Raw genomic sequence first — 18,975 nt, 5'->3', positions numbered from 1 at the left:
CTGTTTTAGATGAAATTAAAAGACTACTTAACAGTCCTGAGATCTGCTTTCCCTTACCAGAGTTACCATTGCTTCCTTTAAAGGAATCGAATAATTAAAGCTCAATACTCTTAATTAGGAAATCATGAACCTGACTTAAGCTCGATATTCTTAACCTCTGAACTAAGTCATCAGCACTCAGTGCTATAAACCTGATTCACGGTGTACTAATTTGCGTTGTGAGCTTTTATGGCTATTTGCAGCGCTTGTATTTAGCCTATTTATGCGCCATCTGCTAGCAAGACAAGCTAAGCTAAGTCCAAACCATGCTTTAGCTAGGACGTTTAGTTGGTAGTGGTTCTTAGTATGTTTGAAAGATGCATTACGTCAGATTTAATGCTCTTGAAAGTAATGGGGTAGGGTAGTTTGTTTATATTGGGGAGCTATTTTGGTGCATTGTTGTGGGTAAGCTTAGACTAATAGCTTCAAAGATTAAGGGGCAATGAGGAAACTATTAATAGGTGGTTAATTTTTTGTGCATAAATAAGCCAAGTTTAGGCTTTGGTTCTAAGGATAAGCTGTCTTTAGAGAGCTATTATAGAGTGGTACATTTTAGGGCATAGTAGTGCCTTAATATTAGTGAGTAGTAGCCGCCATCTTGTAAGATCTTGTTTGTCGGTGCTATATTGCAAAGCACTCCAATTTTGGAATTTCTGGGAAATTATTATTACAAGGAGACGCACTTAGTGCGTATATAAGTCATGAAGCAAACTTTATTAGCCTTATCCTTAGCTCTAGCAGCTACTTCTTTTGGTATTGCCAATGCAGGTGTTTTAAAAGTAGGTGCCACTCCAGTACCTCATGCTGAAATTTTAGAACATATAAAGCCTGCTTTAGAGCAAAAGGGTGTTAAGCTCGAATTAACTGAGTTTAACGATTATGTTCAGCCAAACCTTGCTGTTTCTGATGGCGAGCTCGATGCTAACTTCTTCCAGCACAAACCATATCTTGACGTATTCGTAAAAGATCATGGCTCTGATTTAGTAAGTGTTGCTGGTATTCACATTGAGCCAATGGGTATTTATTCTGAGGACTTAAAGAGCTTAGCTGACCTTAAGGATGGCGCTAGTGTAGGTATTCCTAACGATCCTACTAACGGTGGTCGTGCTTTATTATTACTAGCTAAGGCTGGTTTAATTAAGGTTAGTGATCCTACTGATGTAACCGTCACAGTTCTTGATGTAACTGAGAACCCAAAGAACTTAAAGTTCCAAGAGTTAGAGGCAGCACAATTACCACGTGCCTTACCTGATGTAGATTTTGCTGTTATTAATACTAATTACGCAATTCCAGCAGGTTTAAACCCATTAAAGGATGCTCTTTTCATTGAAGATGCTGACTCTCCATACGTTAACATCTTAGTTGCAAACTCAAAGAGCGCAAAAAATCCAGATCTTAAGGTATTAATCGACGAGTTATCCTCTGAGGAGACTGCTAAGTTTATTACCGAAAAGTACAATGGTGCTGTAGTTCCAGTAGCTACCAAGGCCAAGTAATTAACCCCAGAGACAAAAATTCTATTGTCTATGCTTGATTACAATAAGCTTTTGGGCGGCTATCCCAATGGTTTATTAAAAGCTAGACAATCTCTCTTAAGCCTAAATTAGCGGCTATCTAATTTAGGGTCACCCTTAAGAGTGCTTTTTGGCTTTACTAAGGCAATCGCATTTCCTGCGATTGCCTTTTTTGCGCTATATTTTGCTTGAGCTTATTGGAGGTTGTGGACTTTTTATAAGCTAAAAATTAAACTAGATACTGACATGGGGGAGACATTCAAAAATTTACGTTAAACTAACAGTTTTGCTGTATGTTGATTGTCATTTATACGAATTTATTACCTCCCCAACGCAAAATCTAAGCAAATTTTGATAAATAACCAACTGTCTCCCCTATGTCTGTAGATAGCACAAAATGGTGCTTATATTGTAGTTATAGCAAAGAGAATTGAAATATGATCTCATTAACTAAATCTCTAAAAATATGTACTATGGAAAAAGCTTTTAATGTCTCAGATCGTGCAACAAGACCTGAATATTGGTGGTTTTTCTTGCTGTATTTTATTTCTAGTTCAATACTCAAATTATTTATCGAAATGGTTGGAATCACATTTTCTTGGATATTCAACATTATACTTATCTATTTAACAATCTGTTTTTTTACAGCCTCAGTAAGGCGTTTGCATGATGTTAATCGCAGAGGTTTTTGGTTGCTATTGCCTTGGGCAACATCATTCTTGTCGGTCGCTGCTGAAAAGTTGAAATATGATGGTGTGCCCATGCCTGAGTTCTTGCCTGATATATGCTTATTTATTGGTAGTGGATTAATCATTTATATCTTTGTATTAACCATGTTAAGTGGTACCAAAGGAACAAACAGGTTTGGCAAAGATCCTTTAACTAAGACAGATGATCTCATTGCTGAGACTAAGATTAACTTAGAAAGTGGCACTTTAAAGCAAGAAGAAAACAATGATCTTATAGAAAAATCCTTAAAGATTGATGAGCCAGAAATGCCAAGTCAAGGCAACAAAAAAGAGAGTCTTTATGATCCGAAAATAAGCACAGATCTTGCGGATGAAATAAAGAAACTAAATCTTTCAAAATAAGCAATAAACAGTATCTAACAATATTGTTATTTAGGATATTGTGCCAGCTAAAATTGCCAGAAATGCTTAGCTCCCATATACGTTAATTTTGTCAAAATTAACGTATATATTGCTGTTGATTAAGTCCATGTCCTAGCCTGCTATGATGATAATGGCCACTTTTCCTATTAATGAGTAAGTTGTTCCTGAATATTTATGGTACTTTTCATGGTAGAAATCACTCAAATACATCCGTTCAATGTGTTACTAAGTATGAGGTCAACTATGACTCTAATGGTAATTACAACATCGGATCTATAGTATCAAAGGAAGAGCTTAACTCTGCTACTAAACTTAGTGATCCTACTGATGTAACCGTCACAGTTCTTGATGTAACTGAGAACCCAAAGAACTTAAAGTTCCAAGAGTTAGAGGCAGCACAATTACCACGTGCCTTACCTGATGTAGATTTTGCTGTTATTAATACTAATTACGCAATTCCAGCAGGTTTAAACCCATTAAAGGATGCTCTTTTCATTGAAGATGCTGACTCTCCATACGTTAACATCTTAGTTGCAAACTCAAAGAGCGCAAAAAATCCAGATCTTAAGGTATTAATCGACGAGTTATCCTCTGAGGAGACTGCTAAGTTTATTACCGAAAAGTACAATGGTGCTGTAGTTCCAGTAGCTACCAAGGCCAAGTAATTAACCCCAGAGACAAAAATTCTATTGTCTATGCTTTCTTACAATAAGCTTTTGGGCGGCTATCCCAATGGTTTATTAAAAGCTAGACAATCTCTCTTAAGCCTAAATTAGCGGCTATCTAATTTAGGATCTCACTTAAGAGTGCTTTTTGGCTTTACTAAGGCAATCGTATTTCCTACGATTGCCTTTTATTTAGCTATCTAAGTAAGCTATTGCAAAACTCCCATCAAACTATAGCCACAATCAGCCTTTGGCCCTCTTCTCAAACTAATTGCTGCATATCAGAGTGATTAAATTCATAGATTATAGCGCCACCGACTTTATTAAGTGAGCAGGTCATCAAGCTAGATTGAGCCATGAGCTCTCAATAATTAATGATTAAGCTTCATATTATTTATTGTTAAAAGCTGTAAAATGGCTCAAGTAGAAACCAAAATTAATGCTAAAAAGCCACTTTAGCTCATTAAACTTGGTTTGACGAACAAACATGTCGCTTACGTATAATCAAAATAGGAGAGGCTAAATTATATCCTTGCTAGATAAGCCTACAAGTAGGGATATCATTGCCTGATATATATGAAAAAATTAATATTAGCTTTAGTTTTGTTGCTGCAAGTTGGTTGTGTGTATAGCCAAGCGCTATATATTTTTGGCGGTCGAGGACATGATGTGTTCTTAGGGGTATTGAATGCTAACAAATATGAATCATCCTCCATATGGAATGCTTATGGAGATTACGGCAGCAAATACAATAAACACTCTATATGGAACAAGTACGGCGATTATGGCAGTGCTTATAGCGATTATAGCCCTTTTAACAAATATGCCTCACATCCTCCTGTAGTTGTTGATAAAAATGGTAATTTCTATGGCTATTTCACTATTAATCGTTTCAAGGACAAGAGAGCTAACTTTGACATTGTTAATGTAATATATGAGTACCATGAAAGTATCAGAGACGACGTAAGATCATGGTACGACAAAATATTTTACAATTAGCCTAATATTTAGTTGGCCTCACGAGTTAAATTGCTCCAGGGTACAAAATGTTTGGCATCTAAAAATAGCAATAACCTTACAAGGTAAGGCCAAGGTGATTGACAAACTCCTGGCCTTGCTAAAAGCTGCCTCAAAAATGGGCACTATTTTAGATCGTTTAGTTAAAGAGAGCTTGGTAAGCTAAATCTTTACAACTTTATAAGTCGCATTAATAAGCCAAAATAATGATATTTTTGCTTCATGATACATTTTAGGGCATGAAAATGAGAGCTCATTTATCTTATTGAGAGCTCTTTTGCCTCAGTGCTATAGTGCTTAATACTCCATGTGATGGAGTTTCTGGGTAATTATTATAAGGAGGCGCATTTAGTGCGCACAAAGTCATGAAGCAAACATTATTAGCCATTTCTCTAGCACTAGCTGCTAGCTCTGTAAGTTTAGCTCAAGCAGGAGTACTCAAAATTGGTGCTACTCCTGTACCTTTTGCTGAAATCTTAGAACATATTCAGCCAGCCTTAGAAAAACGAGGCGTTAAACTAGAAATCACTGAGTTTAACGACTATGTACAACCTAATTTTGCCGTTGCTGAAGGTGAGTTAGATGTCAACTTATTCCAACACAAGCCTTATTTAGACATGTTCATTAAGGATCATGGCTCTGATTTAGTTGATGTGGGTGCTGTGCTTATTGCTCCAATGGGCGTGTACTCACACAAAATACAAAACTTGTCAGAGGTTAAAGATGGTGCTAGTGTTGGTATCCCTAATGATCCTACCAATGGTGGTCGTGCTCTACTGCTATTAGCTAAAGCAGGACTTATTAAGGTTAGTGATCCCAATGATGCTAACATCACTGTTTTAGATATTGCTGAGAATCCAAAGAATTTAGACATCCATGAGTTAGAAGCTGCTCAGTTGCCTCGTTCTTTAGAGGACTTAGACGTAGCTGTAATTAATACCAATTATGCTATGCCTGCAGGTTTAAATCCTATTAAGGATTCCTTATTTTTAGAAAGTTCTGATTCACCATATGTAAACATCTTAGTAGCTAACTCTAAGAGTGCTAACAATCCTGACATTAAAATCTTACGTGAAGAAATATCATCAGAAGATGCTGCTAACTTCATTAAGGTTAAGTACGAAGGTGCATTAGTTCCAGTAGGTGGTAGCAAATAATAGCATCCCCAGCGATTAGTCAAGGAACAAGCTCTTATTAAGAGTGTAATTAGGCGGCTATCCTATTTTTGCTCATAGAGCTGACTCCTATCTCTTAAGCCTAAGTTAGCGGCTATCTAATTTAGGATCACCCTTAAGAGTGCTTTTTGGCTTAATTACAGGCAATCGTCCTTAGATAATTACCATCAGGTGATTAACCTAAGGCGATTGCCTTTGCCTTATTTTCATCCTTAGCCCCACCAACGCTCTCTATCTCTCCAATCAACAAAAAGAAAAAGCGCAAAGCGCAATCCTACACTCTGTTCGTCCAAGCTGACAAGTAATTTTGCTAACGACCGCTCCCATCTCAAATACCAAACTAGTCCCAATTAAATAAAGGCCCCTTCCTCACCTTTGCTATATGGCTAATACAAAGCTTGAGAGCATAGTCCTTATCGTCATATCTTTAGCTCAGTAAAGGTGATTAGTTCATCCTCTAATCTTATGTGCCTGGCAGAGCTGAAAACTTAGCCCTAACCGAAGTTACCTCTACACTGACCAACTCCCATGGGCAAGCCCATAGGGTTCCTGCGTATCAAGGTTGACCTATTTTCGTAACAGTAGCTTAAGCCTTTTGGTCTTGGGAGCGGGCGTAAGCTTGGAAATAAATCGCTAGTTGGAGAGATGCTATCTAAGCGGTGCTGTGAAAGGTATTGCCTGGCAAGGTGCTGTGATCAAGCGCAATACAGCGCTGTGCGATGCCAAACTATCAGCGTTAGTGCTAGTGCTGGCGCTGTCACTGCTAAAGGCACTTTAGCTAGCGTAGGAGCAGGTTCTTGCAGTTGCTGATGCTGGCCCTGGGGCGGACGCTGGAACGGACGCTGATGCTGGTGCTAGGGCGGTGGCAGGTGCTGGTGCTGTGAGTGCTCTCTTAGAGATTGGTAAGATGAGAATCTTAGCTACGAGCTAGTGGCTAGGATGGGCCTTGGGCTAAAATAGTGAGCATGATGGTAATTTTTACCAAGCTTAGGCTTGTAGTTACTGGTCTATGATGCTGGTTAATATTTTAGGTAAGAGTAATAAGGGCTAAAGATGCAAGCTAATACTAGTGAGCCAAATTTTGTTCAAGAGCATGAGCATGAGCAAGTGCAAGGTCAAGGGCAAAAGCGAGAGCAGGGGCAGGAGCAAGAGCAGGGGAATGGGCATGAGCTGCAACCATTTGATGCTAAGGCATTTTTAAAGACTGTTCCTGGGCTTCCTGGCTGTTATCGCATGTATAACCAAGCAAATGAAGTAATTTATGTTGGTAAGGCCAAGGACTTAAAAAAGCGTCTGAGCTCTTATTTTGTTAAAGAGCAAAATGCCAAAACTAGTGCCTTAGTATCTCATATTGCTCGTATTGAATTTACTATTACCTTCTCTGAGACCGAAGCCTTAATCTTAGAAAACGAGCTGATTAAGAAATACCAGCCTCACTACAATATTTTGCTACGTGACGATAAGTCATATCCTTATTTATTGCTTACTAGCGAGCATGAGCATCCTGGTATTTACTTTCATCGTGGTGCTAAAAGAAAGAAGGGCGATTATTTTGGCCCATTTCCAGACTCTAGTGCCGTTAAAGATAGTTTACGCCTCATGCAAAAGCTTTTTCCTATTAGACAGTGTGAAGACACAGTCTATGCCCACCGCTCTCGTCCTTGTTTAATGGCACAAATAGGTAAGTGCTTAGCCCCTTGTGTTCCTATGAGTAAAGAGCAAGAACAGCAATACCATGAGCAAGTAGATTTGATTAGGCTCTTTTTGCAAGGACGAAATCAAGAACTCTTAAGCGCCATAGTGCAAAAGATGGAAGAGCATGCAAGCAAAATGGAGTTTGAGCAAGCAGCAGCTCTTAGAGATCAATTAACTACTTTACGCCGTGTTCAAGAGAGCAATAGTATCATTAGTGGTATTGAGTACCCTGTAGATATTATTGGCTTTGCTATGCGTGAAGGTATGGCCTGTATCCATGTTTTATTCATTAGACATGGCCGTATTTTTGGAAGTCGTTCTTTTTTCCCCAAGCTTAGAGATTATGAGCAAAGCAGTGAGGATATAGTTTTATCTTTTCTCTGCCAATTTTATCTAAACGATGAGCATCCTAACCTTATTCCTGATGAGGTAGTAATTGATCTTACTTCCAAGAATCAAGCTCCTATAGAGCAGCTAGAGCCAATAGAGCAACAGCAACTAGAGCCGCCAACTACCTCCCAAAGTCAGGCAATGCCAGTGCCTGAGCAAGCACATGAGCAAGCGCATGGTCAAGAGCCTGCCCAAGTGCGCCATCAGGAGGACTTTAGTGATGAGTTCTTGGACGATTTAGAGGAAATTGATTTTGCCGACCTTGATGGAGAGCCACAGGTAAGCAAGGCCCCTAAGCCAAGGACTGAGCTTCATAACAGTAGTTGTAAGCCTCAGCTTAAGGTAAAACAAGAGCATTGGGCAGAGCGGCGCAATTATCGCAAGCAAGCCTACCAAGAAAGCTTATCTTTGGCCACTCAAGAGAGTAGTTCTAATAAGGATGACTTTTCAGAGGCCAAGGCTTTTATTGGCCAAATTAAGAGCAAGCAACAAGCTGCTATGCTCTTAGAACAGGAACAAGAGCAAGAGCGGGCGCTAGACACAGCTGAGCCTGGCGCTGGCAATGATGCTGAAACTAAGGCTCAGAGAGTGTCAGTTGAGAGCGCAGCGGCAGCGGCAGCTGCAGCGGCAGCAGCACTAGCCACTGAGTCTGTATCCGTAGCAGGGGCTGTGGTTGCTGCTGGGGCTGATGGGGATGGTGACAATAGTCAAGAGAGTAAAGATAGCTCGAAGGAGCAAGGTCTTGGCGAGTTAGAAGTACTTAAAACAGCCATTAAAGAGCGCTTTGATAAGAAGATACGTTTTGTTAAAGGTGCTCGTGGCGCTAAGAAAAAGTATTTGCTCTTGGCTATGGCTAATGCTCAAGTTGCTTTAGATGCTAAATTGGGCTCTCAGTCTACAGCAGAACAAAGAATTAAGGATTTAGAAAGCTTACTTGGTCTTAGCGGTATTAAGCGTATGGAGTGCTATGACATTTCTCATACCATGGGTGAGCTTACTGTAGGTTCTTGCGTAGTCTTTAATCGTGAGGGCCCAGATAGTTCAAGGTATCGCCGCTATAATATTGAAGGCATTACTCCAAGTGATGACTTTGCGGCTATGCATCAGGTTTTACAAAGACGCTTTAAAGATCCTGACGGCTCAGAATGTCCGCAATTAATCTTTATTGATGGTGGCCCTGGTCAGTTAAAGCAGGCTGAGGAGGTCTTAACGGAGCAATTTGAGCACTGTACTACCCCTATGCCTAATATTGTGGCTGTAGCTAAAGGTGAGGGCAGAAAAGAGGGTCTTGAGACCTTAATCAAGGCTTTTAGCCATGAGCGCATTAAACTTGGTTTAAATAGCCCTGCGCTACAATTAGTAATTCATATTAGAGATGAATCGCACCGCTTTGCCATTACAGGACACAGAAATCGCCGCTCCAAAGAGCGCCGTACCTCAAAACTCGAATCCATCTCAGGAATTGGCCCAAAGCGTAGACAGGCTTTATTAAAACACTTAGGTGGTATGCAAGAGGTCTTAAAAGCTAGCGTCTCAGAGCTGCAAAAAGTCCCAGGCATTAGCCCTAAGCTGGCCCAGCACATCTACGACCAGCTGCATGCCTAAGCTCTAGGCTCTAAGCCATAAGCTAGACCCATGGCTAATCAAAATATGCCAAGTAATACGTAAGTCCAAGGCTCTGTCAACTAGGTTAAGCTCAGGCAAGCTCAGAGAGGCCCTGAAAGCCCAGGGAAGCTCTGGCAAGCCCTGTGTGCTCTGGTAGTACTGGGAGCCCAGGCAAACGGGGCTAAAATTGACCCAATAAAGCTGGACTTTGAGTAAGGCTGCTGCTGCGAGGCTAGGCTGTAGCTGAGCGTTGGTAGCGAGGCAGGGTTGGCTTGGCCCTGTTTGGTCAAGCAATGCTGGGCCTGGCCTGGCCTGGCTTGGCTTGACCTGGCTAAGCTCAGCTGGGCCTGGCAAGGCTCAACCTTGCCTGAGCCTGGTCTGGGCTTGGTAGGTGGAATAAAAAAGAACAGGCCTGGTAATTGGGGCCAGGCCTGTAAAAATACTTAGTTTTGATTATTTGGTTTTAGTGAGACATGATGTACTTAACAAACTTAAGCTTGGTTGCGTCATCAGAGGACTCATAAATTTGTACTAATTGGTCAAAGGTAGCGTTAGCAGCTGGAGTTTGAGCGTTCTTGCCACCAGACTTGGCCTGAACAGTAGCAACACCAGGAGCGGCTACAGCAGTGGTTGCTGCAACACTTGCTGCTGCCATATTGTTGCCCTCTGGAGCTACAGTACCAGGGTTGGCATAGTCACCCTTGTAGCCACTAATACGAGCCTGAACAGTAGTTACATTATTCTCGTTTACGGACACACGGTTAGTGTTAGAGCGCATTTCCTCAAATACCTTAGCTGGGGCATAGAGGCGACCTACTGAGGCTAGGTCTTCACGATAATCACGTAAAATAGCAAAGCCAGAGTCAGAGGTTAATAAATAGTAGCTAGCCTCGTCCTGGCTTAAAGGTGCCTTAGTGGCATCATTGATTAAGTTAATCTTTTGAGAACGAGTGTAATTCTCAGCTTCTCTTTCATCTCTTGGCTTTTGGTAAGTGAAGGTATACTGAGCATCAGCAGGCATGTCAGTAATTTCAATTACGATTGGGTTAGCAGCTTGATAGAGACGAGACTCACGAGAGTTGCCAAAGGTGCCTTCAAATAACATAACAAGCTGGTGACGACCTGGGCTTAAGGTAATAGTACGGTCGAAACGATTGTATTCGAAGTTAGAGGTCTGGCCATCAACTAACTCAACAGAGTAGTTTACAGGAACCTTAAAAGAGGCTGCATATACGCCAGTGGTAAGAGCTAAGGCACCTGCTAGTGCACTAACTTTAAGTAAAGCACCTAGTTTGGACATGATATAAGTTCTCTAAAAAAATTAATACTTATTGGGACAACCGATCTTAGCTTAATTAGAAACTAATTTCAGCACCCAGGGCTATTTTGTTTTCATTTAAGTTAAGCAGATCGCACATTGTTTTGCCATAAAACTGATCTGCCTCACCATCAAGATTAAATTGGGCTTCGCTAAAAAGCTTAAATACAGAGTTAACTTGATAACTTAGTCCTACAGTTAACTGGGAAACTATATTTATATCCTCATAGCGCTTAAGGCCATAGCCTAGGCTCATGGAAACACCATTATCCATAGTGTAGTTGATAGCAGTATCTACAGTATAGAGCTGGTGAGCCAGGTAATCATAATCAGTAGTGCCTAATACTAAGGCAGCATAGAGGCCTGATCCTAATACACCATATGACAAGGCCATGCCATATTCTTTTTTGGTGCCTACATGATGGTTTTGAGAGCGCATGAGCGCATCAGTATAGCTAAAACCGTCGGCAACAAATTGATGAGCAAAGAATTGCTCAGCACTACTTTGATTTACATCAAAGTTGAATTTGTAATAGTCAATACCATAGGCAAAGGTAATATCATCGCCAAACTTGGTAGAGATCGAAGCTGACATACCTCTTTTTGCGTTGAGCGGGGTCTGCCCTAATTCATTAGTGGCTAGCATATAAGAGAGCTTTAAATCCCAGCTTAATGCTCGCAAAGAGTACATGAGCTGTGAAGGTCTTTGATCTCCATAAATATAATAGTCGCTAGCTTGAGCATCAATGATATTAAAGATATCGGTAGCTCCTGCTACGCTATAGTAAGCATTATCTCCACGGCCTGCGATTAAGGTTCCATATTGGTAGGCATCAAAGCCTGCAAACATGTATTTAGTTTGCCCTAAATAACCATAATGACCTTGTTCATCTGCCTTAGTGTCCCATTGGGCCATAGCAATAGCATCTAAGCCATGATTAATGGAGCTACGAGCGGCAATGCCCAGGCGTGCGCTAGCATAAATGCCATTATCCTTGCTATCGTATTTAGCAATATCTTGATAGGCATGTTCATTGACATACATAGCTCTAATATTGCCAAAGATATCTAAGCTAGTGCCCTCATGATCATAAACAGTGGCTGCCATGGTAAGAGAAGCGCTACTTAAAAATACTGTGGCATAAGTAATAGGCAAAGCCAAGGACAATAATTTATTTTTGCAAGGCAATAATGAGCGCATAAACTTACCCATATTTGTTAATCAGCTTAAAACTAGGCAATAATAATAAAAAAGCATTATAGCTTAATTAGCTTAATAATACCTAGGCAAGATACAAATATGAGACTCATTAAGTGTGCTAATAAAGCCAAGGGTATAGGCCATTATGCTTGTCTTTGCCTATATTGACTAGCAAAATTTAAGTTAGTTCCCAAAAATAATATTGCTTAGTAAAAAGCACTTATTTGAGGCATAAGGCTCTTAAATCTGCAACACTATTGAGTAAAAAGTGAGCACACCAAGTTTTAGGATCACCACACTCTTGTGCACCATAGCCCCATAAGGCTACAGCTGAATGGGTTTTAGCTCTATTAGCAGCCATAATGTCGTTTAAGTGATCACCTACATAAACAGCATCATAAGGGCCAATATTAAGGTGGCTTAGTGTTTTTAAAATAGGCTCAGGATGAGGCTTACTATTGGCAATACTATCACAGCCTAAAATCAGGGCTAAATCCTTATAAAAAGGATATTGTGATAAGAGCTTTTGGGCCATGTCATAGTACTTATTAGTAACTACCGCAACTTTAATGTTAGCAGCCTTTAAATCATCTAACAGCGCTTCAATACCCTCAAATGACTTGGTATGAACATTAATATGGTCAAGATAATATTGGGCAAAATAAGAGCGCATAGCACCTGCAATATCAGCACTATCATGCTCACTTTGAGGAATACCAAGTTTTAACAGCTCTCTCATGCCAGCTGTCATTTTGCTATGAGCCAACTCATTATCAATAGGCTGATAACCAAAGTGCTCTAAAGTAGCATTACAAGCGGAAATAATGTCTGGGGCAGTGTCGAGTAAAGTACCATCAAGATCAAAGATTACAGCTTTAGGGTTGATGCAAGGGATATGGTGAGACATAGGATAGGTAATATTTAAAAAAAAGAAACAAGCCGCCAAGGTATAGCCCTATGACGGCTTATTAAGGTTAATAATAAGTAATTACCAGAGCTTATTTAGCTTTAGCGCTGGCGTGTAAGTAAAGCATATCTAAGGCTAAAGTAGCAGCAGCTAAGGAGGTAATTTCACCATGGTCATAGACAGGCGCTACCTCAACTACATCATAGCCCACAATATTAAGCTTCTTTAAGCCACGAATAATCTTTAAGATCTTATCAGTGCTTAAACCACCGCATACTGGGGTACCAGTGCCTGGAGCGTAGGCTGGATCTAAGCAGTCAATATCAAAGGTTAAATAAACCTTGTTATCACCTACAGTCTTTTCAATGCTCTCAATGATTTGCTCAACGCTCATATCATTGGCCATAGCACCATGGATAACATTGAAGCCTAAGCTCTTATCAAACTCAGTACGAATGCCTACTTGTACTGACTTACTTGGATCAATTAAGCCTTCCATTGGGGCATGGTAGAACATAGTGCCATGGTCAGCATCTGAGCCATTAGAATAGGTATCAGAGTGGGCATCAAAATGCAGTAAAGAGAGCTTAGAACCATCAGCGCAAAAATGCTTAGCATGTGCACGTAACAGCGGTAGGGTAATGAAGTGATCACCACCAAAAGTAAGACAGGTCTTGCCAGACTTTAAGAGGGCTAAAGTGTGCTCTTCTAAAGCCTTGGCCATGCTTTTAGCATCACCAAAAGAATAAACTAAGTCACCACAGTCAATGAGCTTTAATTTATCTTTGAGGCAAAAGTCCCAAGGATAGCGGCAGTGCTCCCAATCTAATTGAGTGGAAATAGCTCTAATGCTTTGAGGGCCAAAGCGTGAGCCTGAACGGCCAGAGGTAGCAATATCAAATGGCACACCAGTGATGGCTACATCAGCTTGACACTCATAAGGATTGAACACTAAAGGACTTCTTAAGTAGCCAAAGCTGTTTGCTACTAAAGAGGTATCTTCCTTATTACCTAAAGTTTGGAATTTATCCATGACAAATAGCCCTTAAATTTGATCTTCTTCTAAGTAGGTATAGCCATAAAGGCCAGTCTTGAAATCATTAATCAGCTGACGTTGTAAGGTTTCATCTAAACCACTATCACGTACTTCACGAGTAAACTCGCTTAATAGCTTGGATGGATCAAGCTGCACATATTGCAACATGTCAGCTACAGTATCACCTTCATCGCTAAGACGTAATCTTACCTTACCATCTTCATAAACATAGACATCTACAGCCTCAGTATCACCAAAGAGGTTATGCATATTGCCTAAAATTTCTTGGTAAGCTCCGACCATAAAGAAGCCAATGTATGGCGGATTATCAATATCGTACTCAGGGAATGGCATAGTGCTAGCCACATCGTCGCCATCCATATAGTGCTTAATGGCACCATCTGAGTCGCAAGTAATGTCTAAGAGTACAGCACGACGGGTTAATGGCTTGTTTAAAAACTCTAATGGCATTACAGGGAAGAGCTGCTCAATACCCCAGGCATCAGGTAGCGATTGGAATAAGGAGAAGTTGACATAGAGCTTATCAGCCATGCGCTCTTCAAGCTCATCAATTAAGATGCGATGGGACTTGTTAAGCGGATCAAGCATCTTTTTGAGCTCAACGCAAATTGATAAATACAATTGCTCGGCATAGGCACGCTCTTCTAAGGAGTAATCACCTACAATAAAGCCATGATGAACATCATTAAGGTCTAATTGGCTATCGTGAAGCCACTCACGTAAAGAGCGGTGCTGCTCTGCCTCATGCATAGCTTGCCAAGTATGCCACATGGATTGTAATGGACGAGGGGCATCCTCTTTAGGCTCTACCACACTACGAACATCGCAAATACGCTCTACACCAATAACATTTGATACTAAAACAGTGTGATAAGCAGTAGTTGCACGACCAGATTCAGTGATCACAGTAGGCTCAGGTAAGTTGTTTTCCTTACAAGCATCACCAATAGCCCAAATAATGTTATTGGCATATTCGCCTAAACCATAGTTAACTGAACCATCAGATTGAGATCTGGTGCCCTCGTAGTCAACACCTAAACCGCCGCCAACATCAAAGCATTCAATCTTGGCACCTAATTTAGCAAGCTCAACATAAAAACGAGCTGATTCTCTAACACCATTGGCAATGTCACGAATATTAGACATTTGAGAGCCTAAATGGAAGTGAATCAATTGCAAGCAATCAAGCTTATCATGCTCTTTTAAGTCCGATACTAACTCTAAGACTTGAGTAGCACTCAAACCAAATTTAGACTTTTCACCACCTGAGGCTTGCCACTTGCCAGAGCCTTGGGAGGCTAAACGAGCACGTACACCTAAACGAGGTTGTACCTCTAAGCGCTTGGCCTCTTCTAATACTAAGCGCAGCTCTGAGAGCTTCTCAATAACGATATAAACCTTATGGCCCATTTTCTCGCCATTGAGAGCCATACGAATATATTCACGGTCTTTATAGCCATTGCAGACAATTACACTACGAGTGCGTCCTGCGTGGGCTAATACCACCATGAGCTCAGCCTTGGAGCCAGCCTCTAAACCTAAAGGCTCTCCTGACTGAGTTAAAGCCTCGATCACACGGCGATGCTGGTTAACCTTAATTGGGAAAACTAAAAAGTAATCGCCTGTATAGCCATAGCTTTCTCTTGCCTGCTTAAAAGCACGATTAATAGAACGTACTCTATGAGGAAGAATCTGAGGGAAACAAAATAGTGCAGGCAGACGTTGACCACTTTTTTCTCTAGAGGCCACCAACTCAGCTAAATCAATTTTAGCCTCAGGAACATCTGGATCTGGACAAACGACAACATGGCCCTTGTCATTAATTTCAAAGTAACCATTGCCCCACCAGTCTGTGTTAAATGTGCTCATGCAAAAATTCCAACCGCTTAGTGCCTTAACCAAGACGCACAGCAAACCAATAATCAGCCCTGCGCCCCATAAGGCAAAAGGATAAAGAAATAAGGTTTCACGACAGCCGCCACCGCAGTCTGCTGCCTTCGCAGCCGCCTGCATCTTGCTCCGCAGCTCACCGCTGCTCGCAGTGCCTCTCACCGCTTGAGCAGCGCAATCAGATAGCGCCGCTTGCAGCCTGATGCATCCATAGCGCCGCTCACCGCTTTGCCGCAGCGCTGCAGCGCAGCTTGCTATCGCAACCTTCATGGTAGGCCGAGCCCTCAAGACTCAAACTTAGGAACGATTGTGCCAAATATAGAAAAACTAAACAAGCACAATTAGCCCCATAAAGCTAAAAACAGCCCATTAAACACACACTATGACCCTAACAACCTGGAACTTTAGCTATCTGAGTAAGTAGGGGCTTAACTCTTACAGACGGTTTGCCTTCTCTTATGCCCTTAAGATTGGCCATTAAACACACACTATGACCCTAACAGTCTGGAACTTTAGCTATCTGAGTAAGTAGGGGCTTAACTCTTATAGAAGGTTTGCCATCTCTTATGCCCTTAAGATTGGCCATAAAACACACACTATGGCCCTAACAGCCTAGAACTTTAGCTATCTGAGTAAGTAGGGGCTTAACACTTACAGAAGGTTTGCCATCTCTCATGCCCTTAGGATTAGCCATTAAACACACACTATGGCCCTAATAGCCTGTAACTTTAGCTATCTGAGTAAGTAGGGTCTTAACACTTACAGATGCTTTGCCATCTCTTAAGCCCTTAGGATTGGCTGTTAAACACACTATGGCTCTAACAGCCTAGCACTTTAGCTATCTGAGTAAGTAGGGGCTTTAACTCTTACAGAGGGTTTGCCATCTCTTAAGCCCTTAAGATTGGCCATTAAACACACACTATGGCCCTAACAGCCTGGAACTTTAGCTATCTGAGTAAGTAGGGCCTTAACACTTACAGACGGTTTGCCATATCTTATGCCCTTAAGATTGGCCATTAAACACACACTATGGCCCTAACAACCTGGAACTTTAGCTATCTGAGTAAGTAGGGGCTTAACGCTTACAGAAGGTTTGCCATATCTTATGCCCTTAAGATTGGCTATTAAACACACACTATGGCCCTAACAACCTGTAACTTTAGCTATCTGAGTAAGTATGGTCTTAACACTTACATAAGGTTTGCATTCTCTTATGCCCTTAAGATTAGCCATGTTTATCATAAATTAGCGAGAATACCACCGCCTACGCTGAAGTAATAATGAGGGTAGGGGCTAACTACTAATGGAGGTTGGAGTTAGCCCTTGGTTGCTACTTTAGTTTTAGTTGGAGAGGTACTGCGGTAAGAGGGATTGGAGCTCGGCTACGGTTAGGACTTTGCCTGTGCTGATAATGGTGTTGTTGATCATTAGGGCTGGGGTTGTCATTACGCCACAGGCGGCAATTTGAGCAAAATCAGTAATATGTATGATTTTGTTGTCTTGGCCTAAGAGTTGAAGAGCTTCTTTAACATGGTCCTCAAGGGTGTTGCATTTAGTACAACCTGAGCCTAATACCACAATGTCGTTAGCTTTAATGCTCTCTAAGTCAACGAGACCTTGCTGGGGATTGGTAGGGATGGTGCTGAGGTTTGAGCTTAGGTCTTGAGCGTTGGTTTTGTTAAAGATTTTTTTGATATTAAAGATACTCATAAGGAGCTCCTAGATTAAGAAAGATTGCAATAAGTTAAATAAGATGCCAACGAGGAAAATACCTATAGTGCAGATAGAGATAAAGGTAAACAGTAAGCGAGGCTTAATGGCTTTTCTAAGCATGATCAAAGAGGGCAAGCTTAAGGTGGTAACAGACATCATAAAGGCAAGTACAGTACCTAATAGGGCACCTTTAGCTAATAGAGCTTCTGCTACAGGAATAGTGCCAAAAATATCAGCATACATAGGAATGCCTACTAAGGTGGCAAGAAAGACACCAACAGTGCTATGAGAGCCTAACAGGGAAACAATGTATTCTTGAGGGATCCAATTGTGGATAAAGGCACCAATGCCAACGCCAATTAAGATATAAACAAATACTTTGTTAAAGGTATTTTTCATTTGCTCATAGGCAAAGGACAAGCGCTCTTTTGTTGTTGGAGTTTGAATAATGGTTTTAGTTTTAATAGTTTTAGGGCGCACTATGTCCTCAATGTAATTATCCATATTGAGTTTTGAGATTAAAGTACCGCCAGCAATAGCAATGACTAGACCTAATATTACATAGGCAAAGGCTACTTTAGCGCCAAAAATACTAGAGATTAGTACTAAGCTTGCTAAATCGACCATAGGAGAGGAAATTAAAAAGGAAAAGGTCACACCAAGAGGTAATCCTGCTGAGGTAAAGCCTATGAAAAGAGGAATAGAGGAGCAAGAGCAAAAAGGGGTAATAGTTCCTAGCAAGGCAGCTATAGTATTAGCACTTAAGCCATTGAATCTACCTAAAATAGCTTTAGAGCGCTCAGGAGGGAAAAAGCTTTGGACATAGGAAATGCTAAAGATTAATAAGCATAAGAGTACAGAAATCTTAATCGTATCGTAAATAAAGAACTGTAGCGAACCTGCAATAGGAGAGCTTAAATCCATTCCTAGAGCAATTAAGGCTTGTCCTATTAGCTCATTAAGCCATTGCATACCTAACACTTGGTACTGAAAGAACGCACCTAAATTTGTTAAAAATTCCATAGTGGCGACACCTACAAAGCAATATATAAAAAATTTTTGATATGTATTGGCAAAAAAGAGGTAGCAATAGAGTGCTACCTAAAAGTTTTTCTGGCTAGTTGCTGATAGAGCCAGAGCTTTAGCTAGAGCTTGGGCTTAGGCTTGGACTACAGCTACAGCAAGAGCTATTTAAAAGAGTTTGGTGCTTATCAAGCTTAGTGATAGCTAAAATTGTTTGACAAGCGTGGAGGAAACCTTGCTCATTAATGCTAAAGAAGGCCCATTTGCCCTCTTGGCGGCGATGGATAAGGCCTGCCTTAAATAAGATATTGGTATGATAAGAAACACTAGGCTGAGCAATACCTAATCGTTCAATCAAAACGCAAGCACACTTTTCGCCATCACTTAGCAAGTCTAAAATCTCAAGCCTTATAGGATCACTAAGAGCCTTAAACATTAAGGCATTCTGGGAAAAGGTGGTAGCCATAGTACGTCTCATATTAAAAAATTTTGATATGTTTCTTATAGTAATTACTTCATTGATATTTGTCAATAAGTAGGTTAGTTCTATAGCCTTCGTTGAGGGTAATTATTTTTTTGTAAAACAGCCTTGGTTTTTAGGTATAATTTTACCTTGGTGCGCTGTTTATCTTTTGTTAAAAATATAAGGTAGTT

Annotated in this window: 13 protein-coding genes and 2 pseudogenes; 7 read left to right on the top strand and 8 right to left on the bottom strand. The window is 40.8% G+C overall.

Features of this window, described 5'->3' with window-relative positions; translation table 11 throughout:
• Positions 1–740: 740 nt before the first annotated feature.
• The 7 genes and pseudogenes from MXE38_RS03370 to MXE38_RS03340 all read left to right on the top strand — a co-directional run.
• Positions 741–1,535, top strand: a complete 795-nt coding sequence (locus MXE38_RS03370; protein ID WP_246911379.1) for a MetQ/NlpA family ABC transporter substrate-binding protein — start codon at positions 741–743, stop codon at positions 1,533–1,535.
• Positions 1,536–1,990: 455 nt separating this feature from the next.
• Complete coding sequence (locus MXE38_RS03365) at positions 1,991–2,644, top strand: DUF805 domain-containing protein (RefSeq protein ID WP_246911374.1); 654 nt, start codon at positions 1,991–1,993, stop codon at positions 2,642–2,644.
• Between the two features lie 170 nt (positions 2,645–2,814).
• A complete protein-coding gene (locus MXE38_RS03360; protein ID WP_246911372.1) occupies positions 2,815–3,330 on the top strand; it encodes a MetQ/NlpA family ABC transporter substrate-binding protein in 516 nt (171 codons plus the stop codon).
• A 576-nt stretch (positions 3,331–3,906) separates the two neighbouring features.
• Entirely contained in the window at positions 3,907–4,329 is a 423-nt protein-coding gene (locus MXE38_RS03355; RefSeq protein WP_246911362.1) for a hypothetical protein, read from the top strand.
• Between the two features lie 383 nt (positions 4,330–4,712).
• The gene (locus tag MXE38_RS03350) at positions 4,713–5,504 is read left to right on the top strand and encodes a MetQ/NlpA family ABC transporter substrate-binding protein (RefSeq protein ID WP_246911358.1); all 792 of its coding nucleotides are present in this window, start codon (positions 4,713–4,715) and stop codon (positions 5,502–5,504) included.
• Positions 5,505–6,575: 1,071 nt separating this feature from the next.
• Positions 6,576–7,682, top strand: a pseudogene (gene uvrC, locus MXE38_RS03345) (excinuclease ABC subunit UvrC); the annotation flags it as partial.
• A 750-nt stretch (positions 7,683–8,432) separates the two neighbouring features.
• Positions 8,433–9,212: pseudogene (locus MXE38_RS03340) on the top strand (helix-hairpin-helix domain-containing protein); the annotation flags it as partial.
• 463 nt (positions 9,213–9,675) lie between these two features.
• Here MXE38_RS03340 and MXE38_RS03335 read toward each other — a convergent pair.
• The 8 genes from MXE38_RS03335 to MXE38_RS03300 form a co-directional block, all read right to left on the bottom strand.
• Complete coding sequence (locus MXE38_RS03335; protein ID WP_246911355.1) at positions 9,676–10,512, bottom strand: DUF2057 family protein; 837 nt, start codon at positions 10,510–10,512, stop codon at positions 9,676–9,678.
• A 55-nt stretch (positions 10,513–10,567) separates the two neighbouring features.
• The gene (locus MXE38_RS03330) at positions 10,568–11,743 is read right to left on the bottom strand and encodes a hypothetical protein (protein ID WP_246911344.1); all 1,176 of its coding nucleotides are present in this window, start codon (positions 11,741–11,743) and stop codon (positions 10,568–10,570) included.
• Between the two features lie 208 nt (positions 11,744–11,951).
• Positions 11,952–12,638 (bottom strand): HAD-IA family hydrolase, encoded by a 687-nt coding sequence (locus tag MXE38_RS03325; protein WP_246911342.1) that lies wholly within the window; start codon positions 12,636–12,638, stop codon positions 11,952–11,954.
• A gap of 91 nt (positions 12,639–12,729) precedes the next feature.
• A complete protein-coding gene (gene speB / locus MXE38_RS03320) occupies positions 12,730–13,671 on the bottom strand; it encodes an agmatinase (protein ID WP_246911340.1) in 942 nt (313 codons plus the stop codon).
• A gap of 12 nt (positions 13,672–13,683) precedes the next feature.
• Entirely contained in the window at positions 13,684–15,564 is a 1,881-nt protein-coding gene (gene speA, locus MXE38_RS03315; protein WP_348647353.1) for a biosynthetic arginine decarboxylase, read from the bottom strand.
• Positions 15,565–16,926: 1,362 nt separating this feature from the next.
• A complete protein-coding gene (locus MXE38_RS03310; protein WP_246911323.1) occupies positions 16,927–17,295 on the bottom strand; it encodes a thioredoxin family protein in 369 nt (122 codons plus the stop codon).
• A gap of 9 nt (positions 17,296–17,304) precedes the next feature.
• Entirely contained in the window at positions 17,305–18,321 is a 1,017-nt protein-coding gene (locus MXE38_RS03305; protein ID WP_246911320.1) for a permease, read from the bottom strand.
• 118 nt (positions 18,322–18,439) lie between these two features.
• On the bottom strand, positions 18,440–18,799 hold the full coding sequence (locus tag MXE38_RS03300) for a metalloregulator ArsR/SmtB family transcription factor (RefSeq protein WP_246911318.1): 360 nt from the start codon (positions 18,797–18,799) through the stop codon (positions 18,440–18,442).
• Positions 18,800–18,975: the final 176 nt, after the last annotated feature.

The organism is Anaerobiospirillum sp. NML120448, assembly GCF_023050945.1.
Lineage (GTDB): Bacteria > Pseudomonadota > Gammaproteobacteria > Enterobacterales > Succinivibrionaceae > Anaerobiospirillum.
The sequence above is the reverse complement of the archived record's forward strand: the minus strand, read 5'-3'. Positions and strand labels throughout refer to the sequence as shown.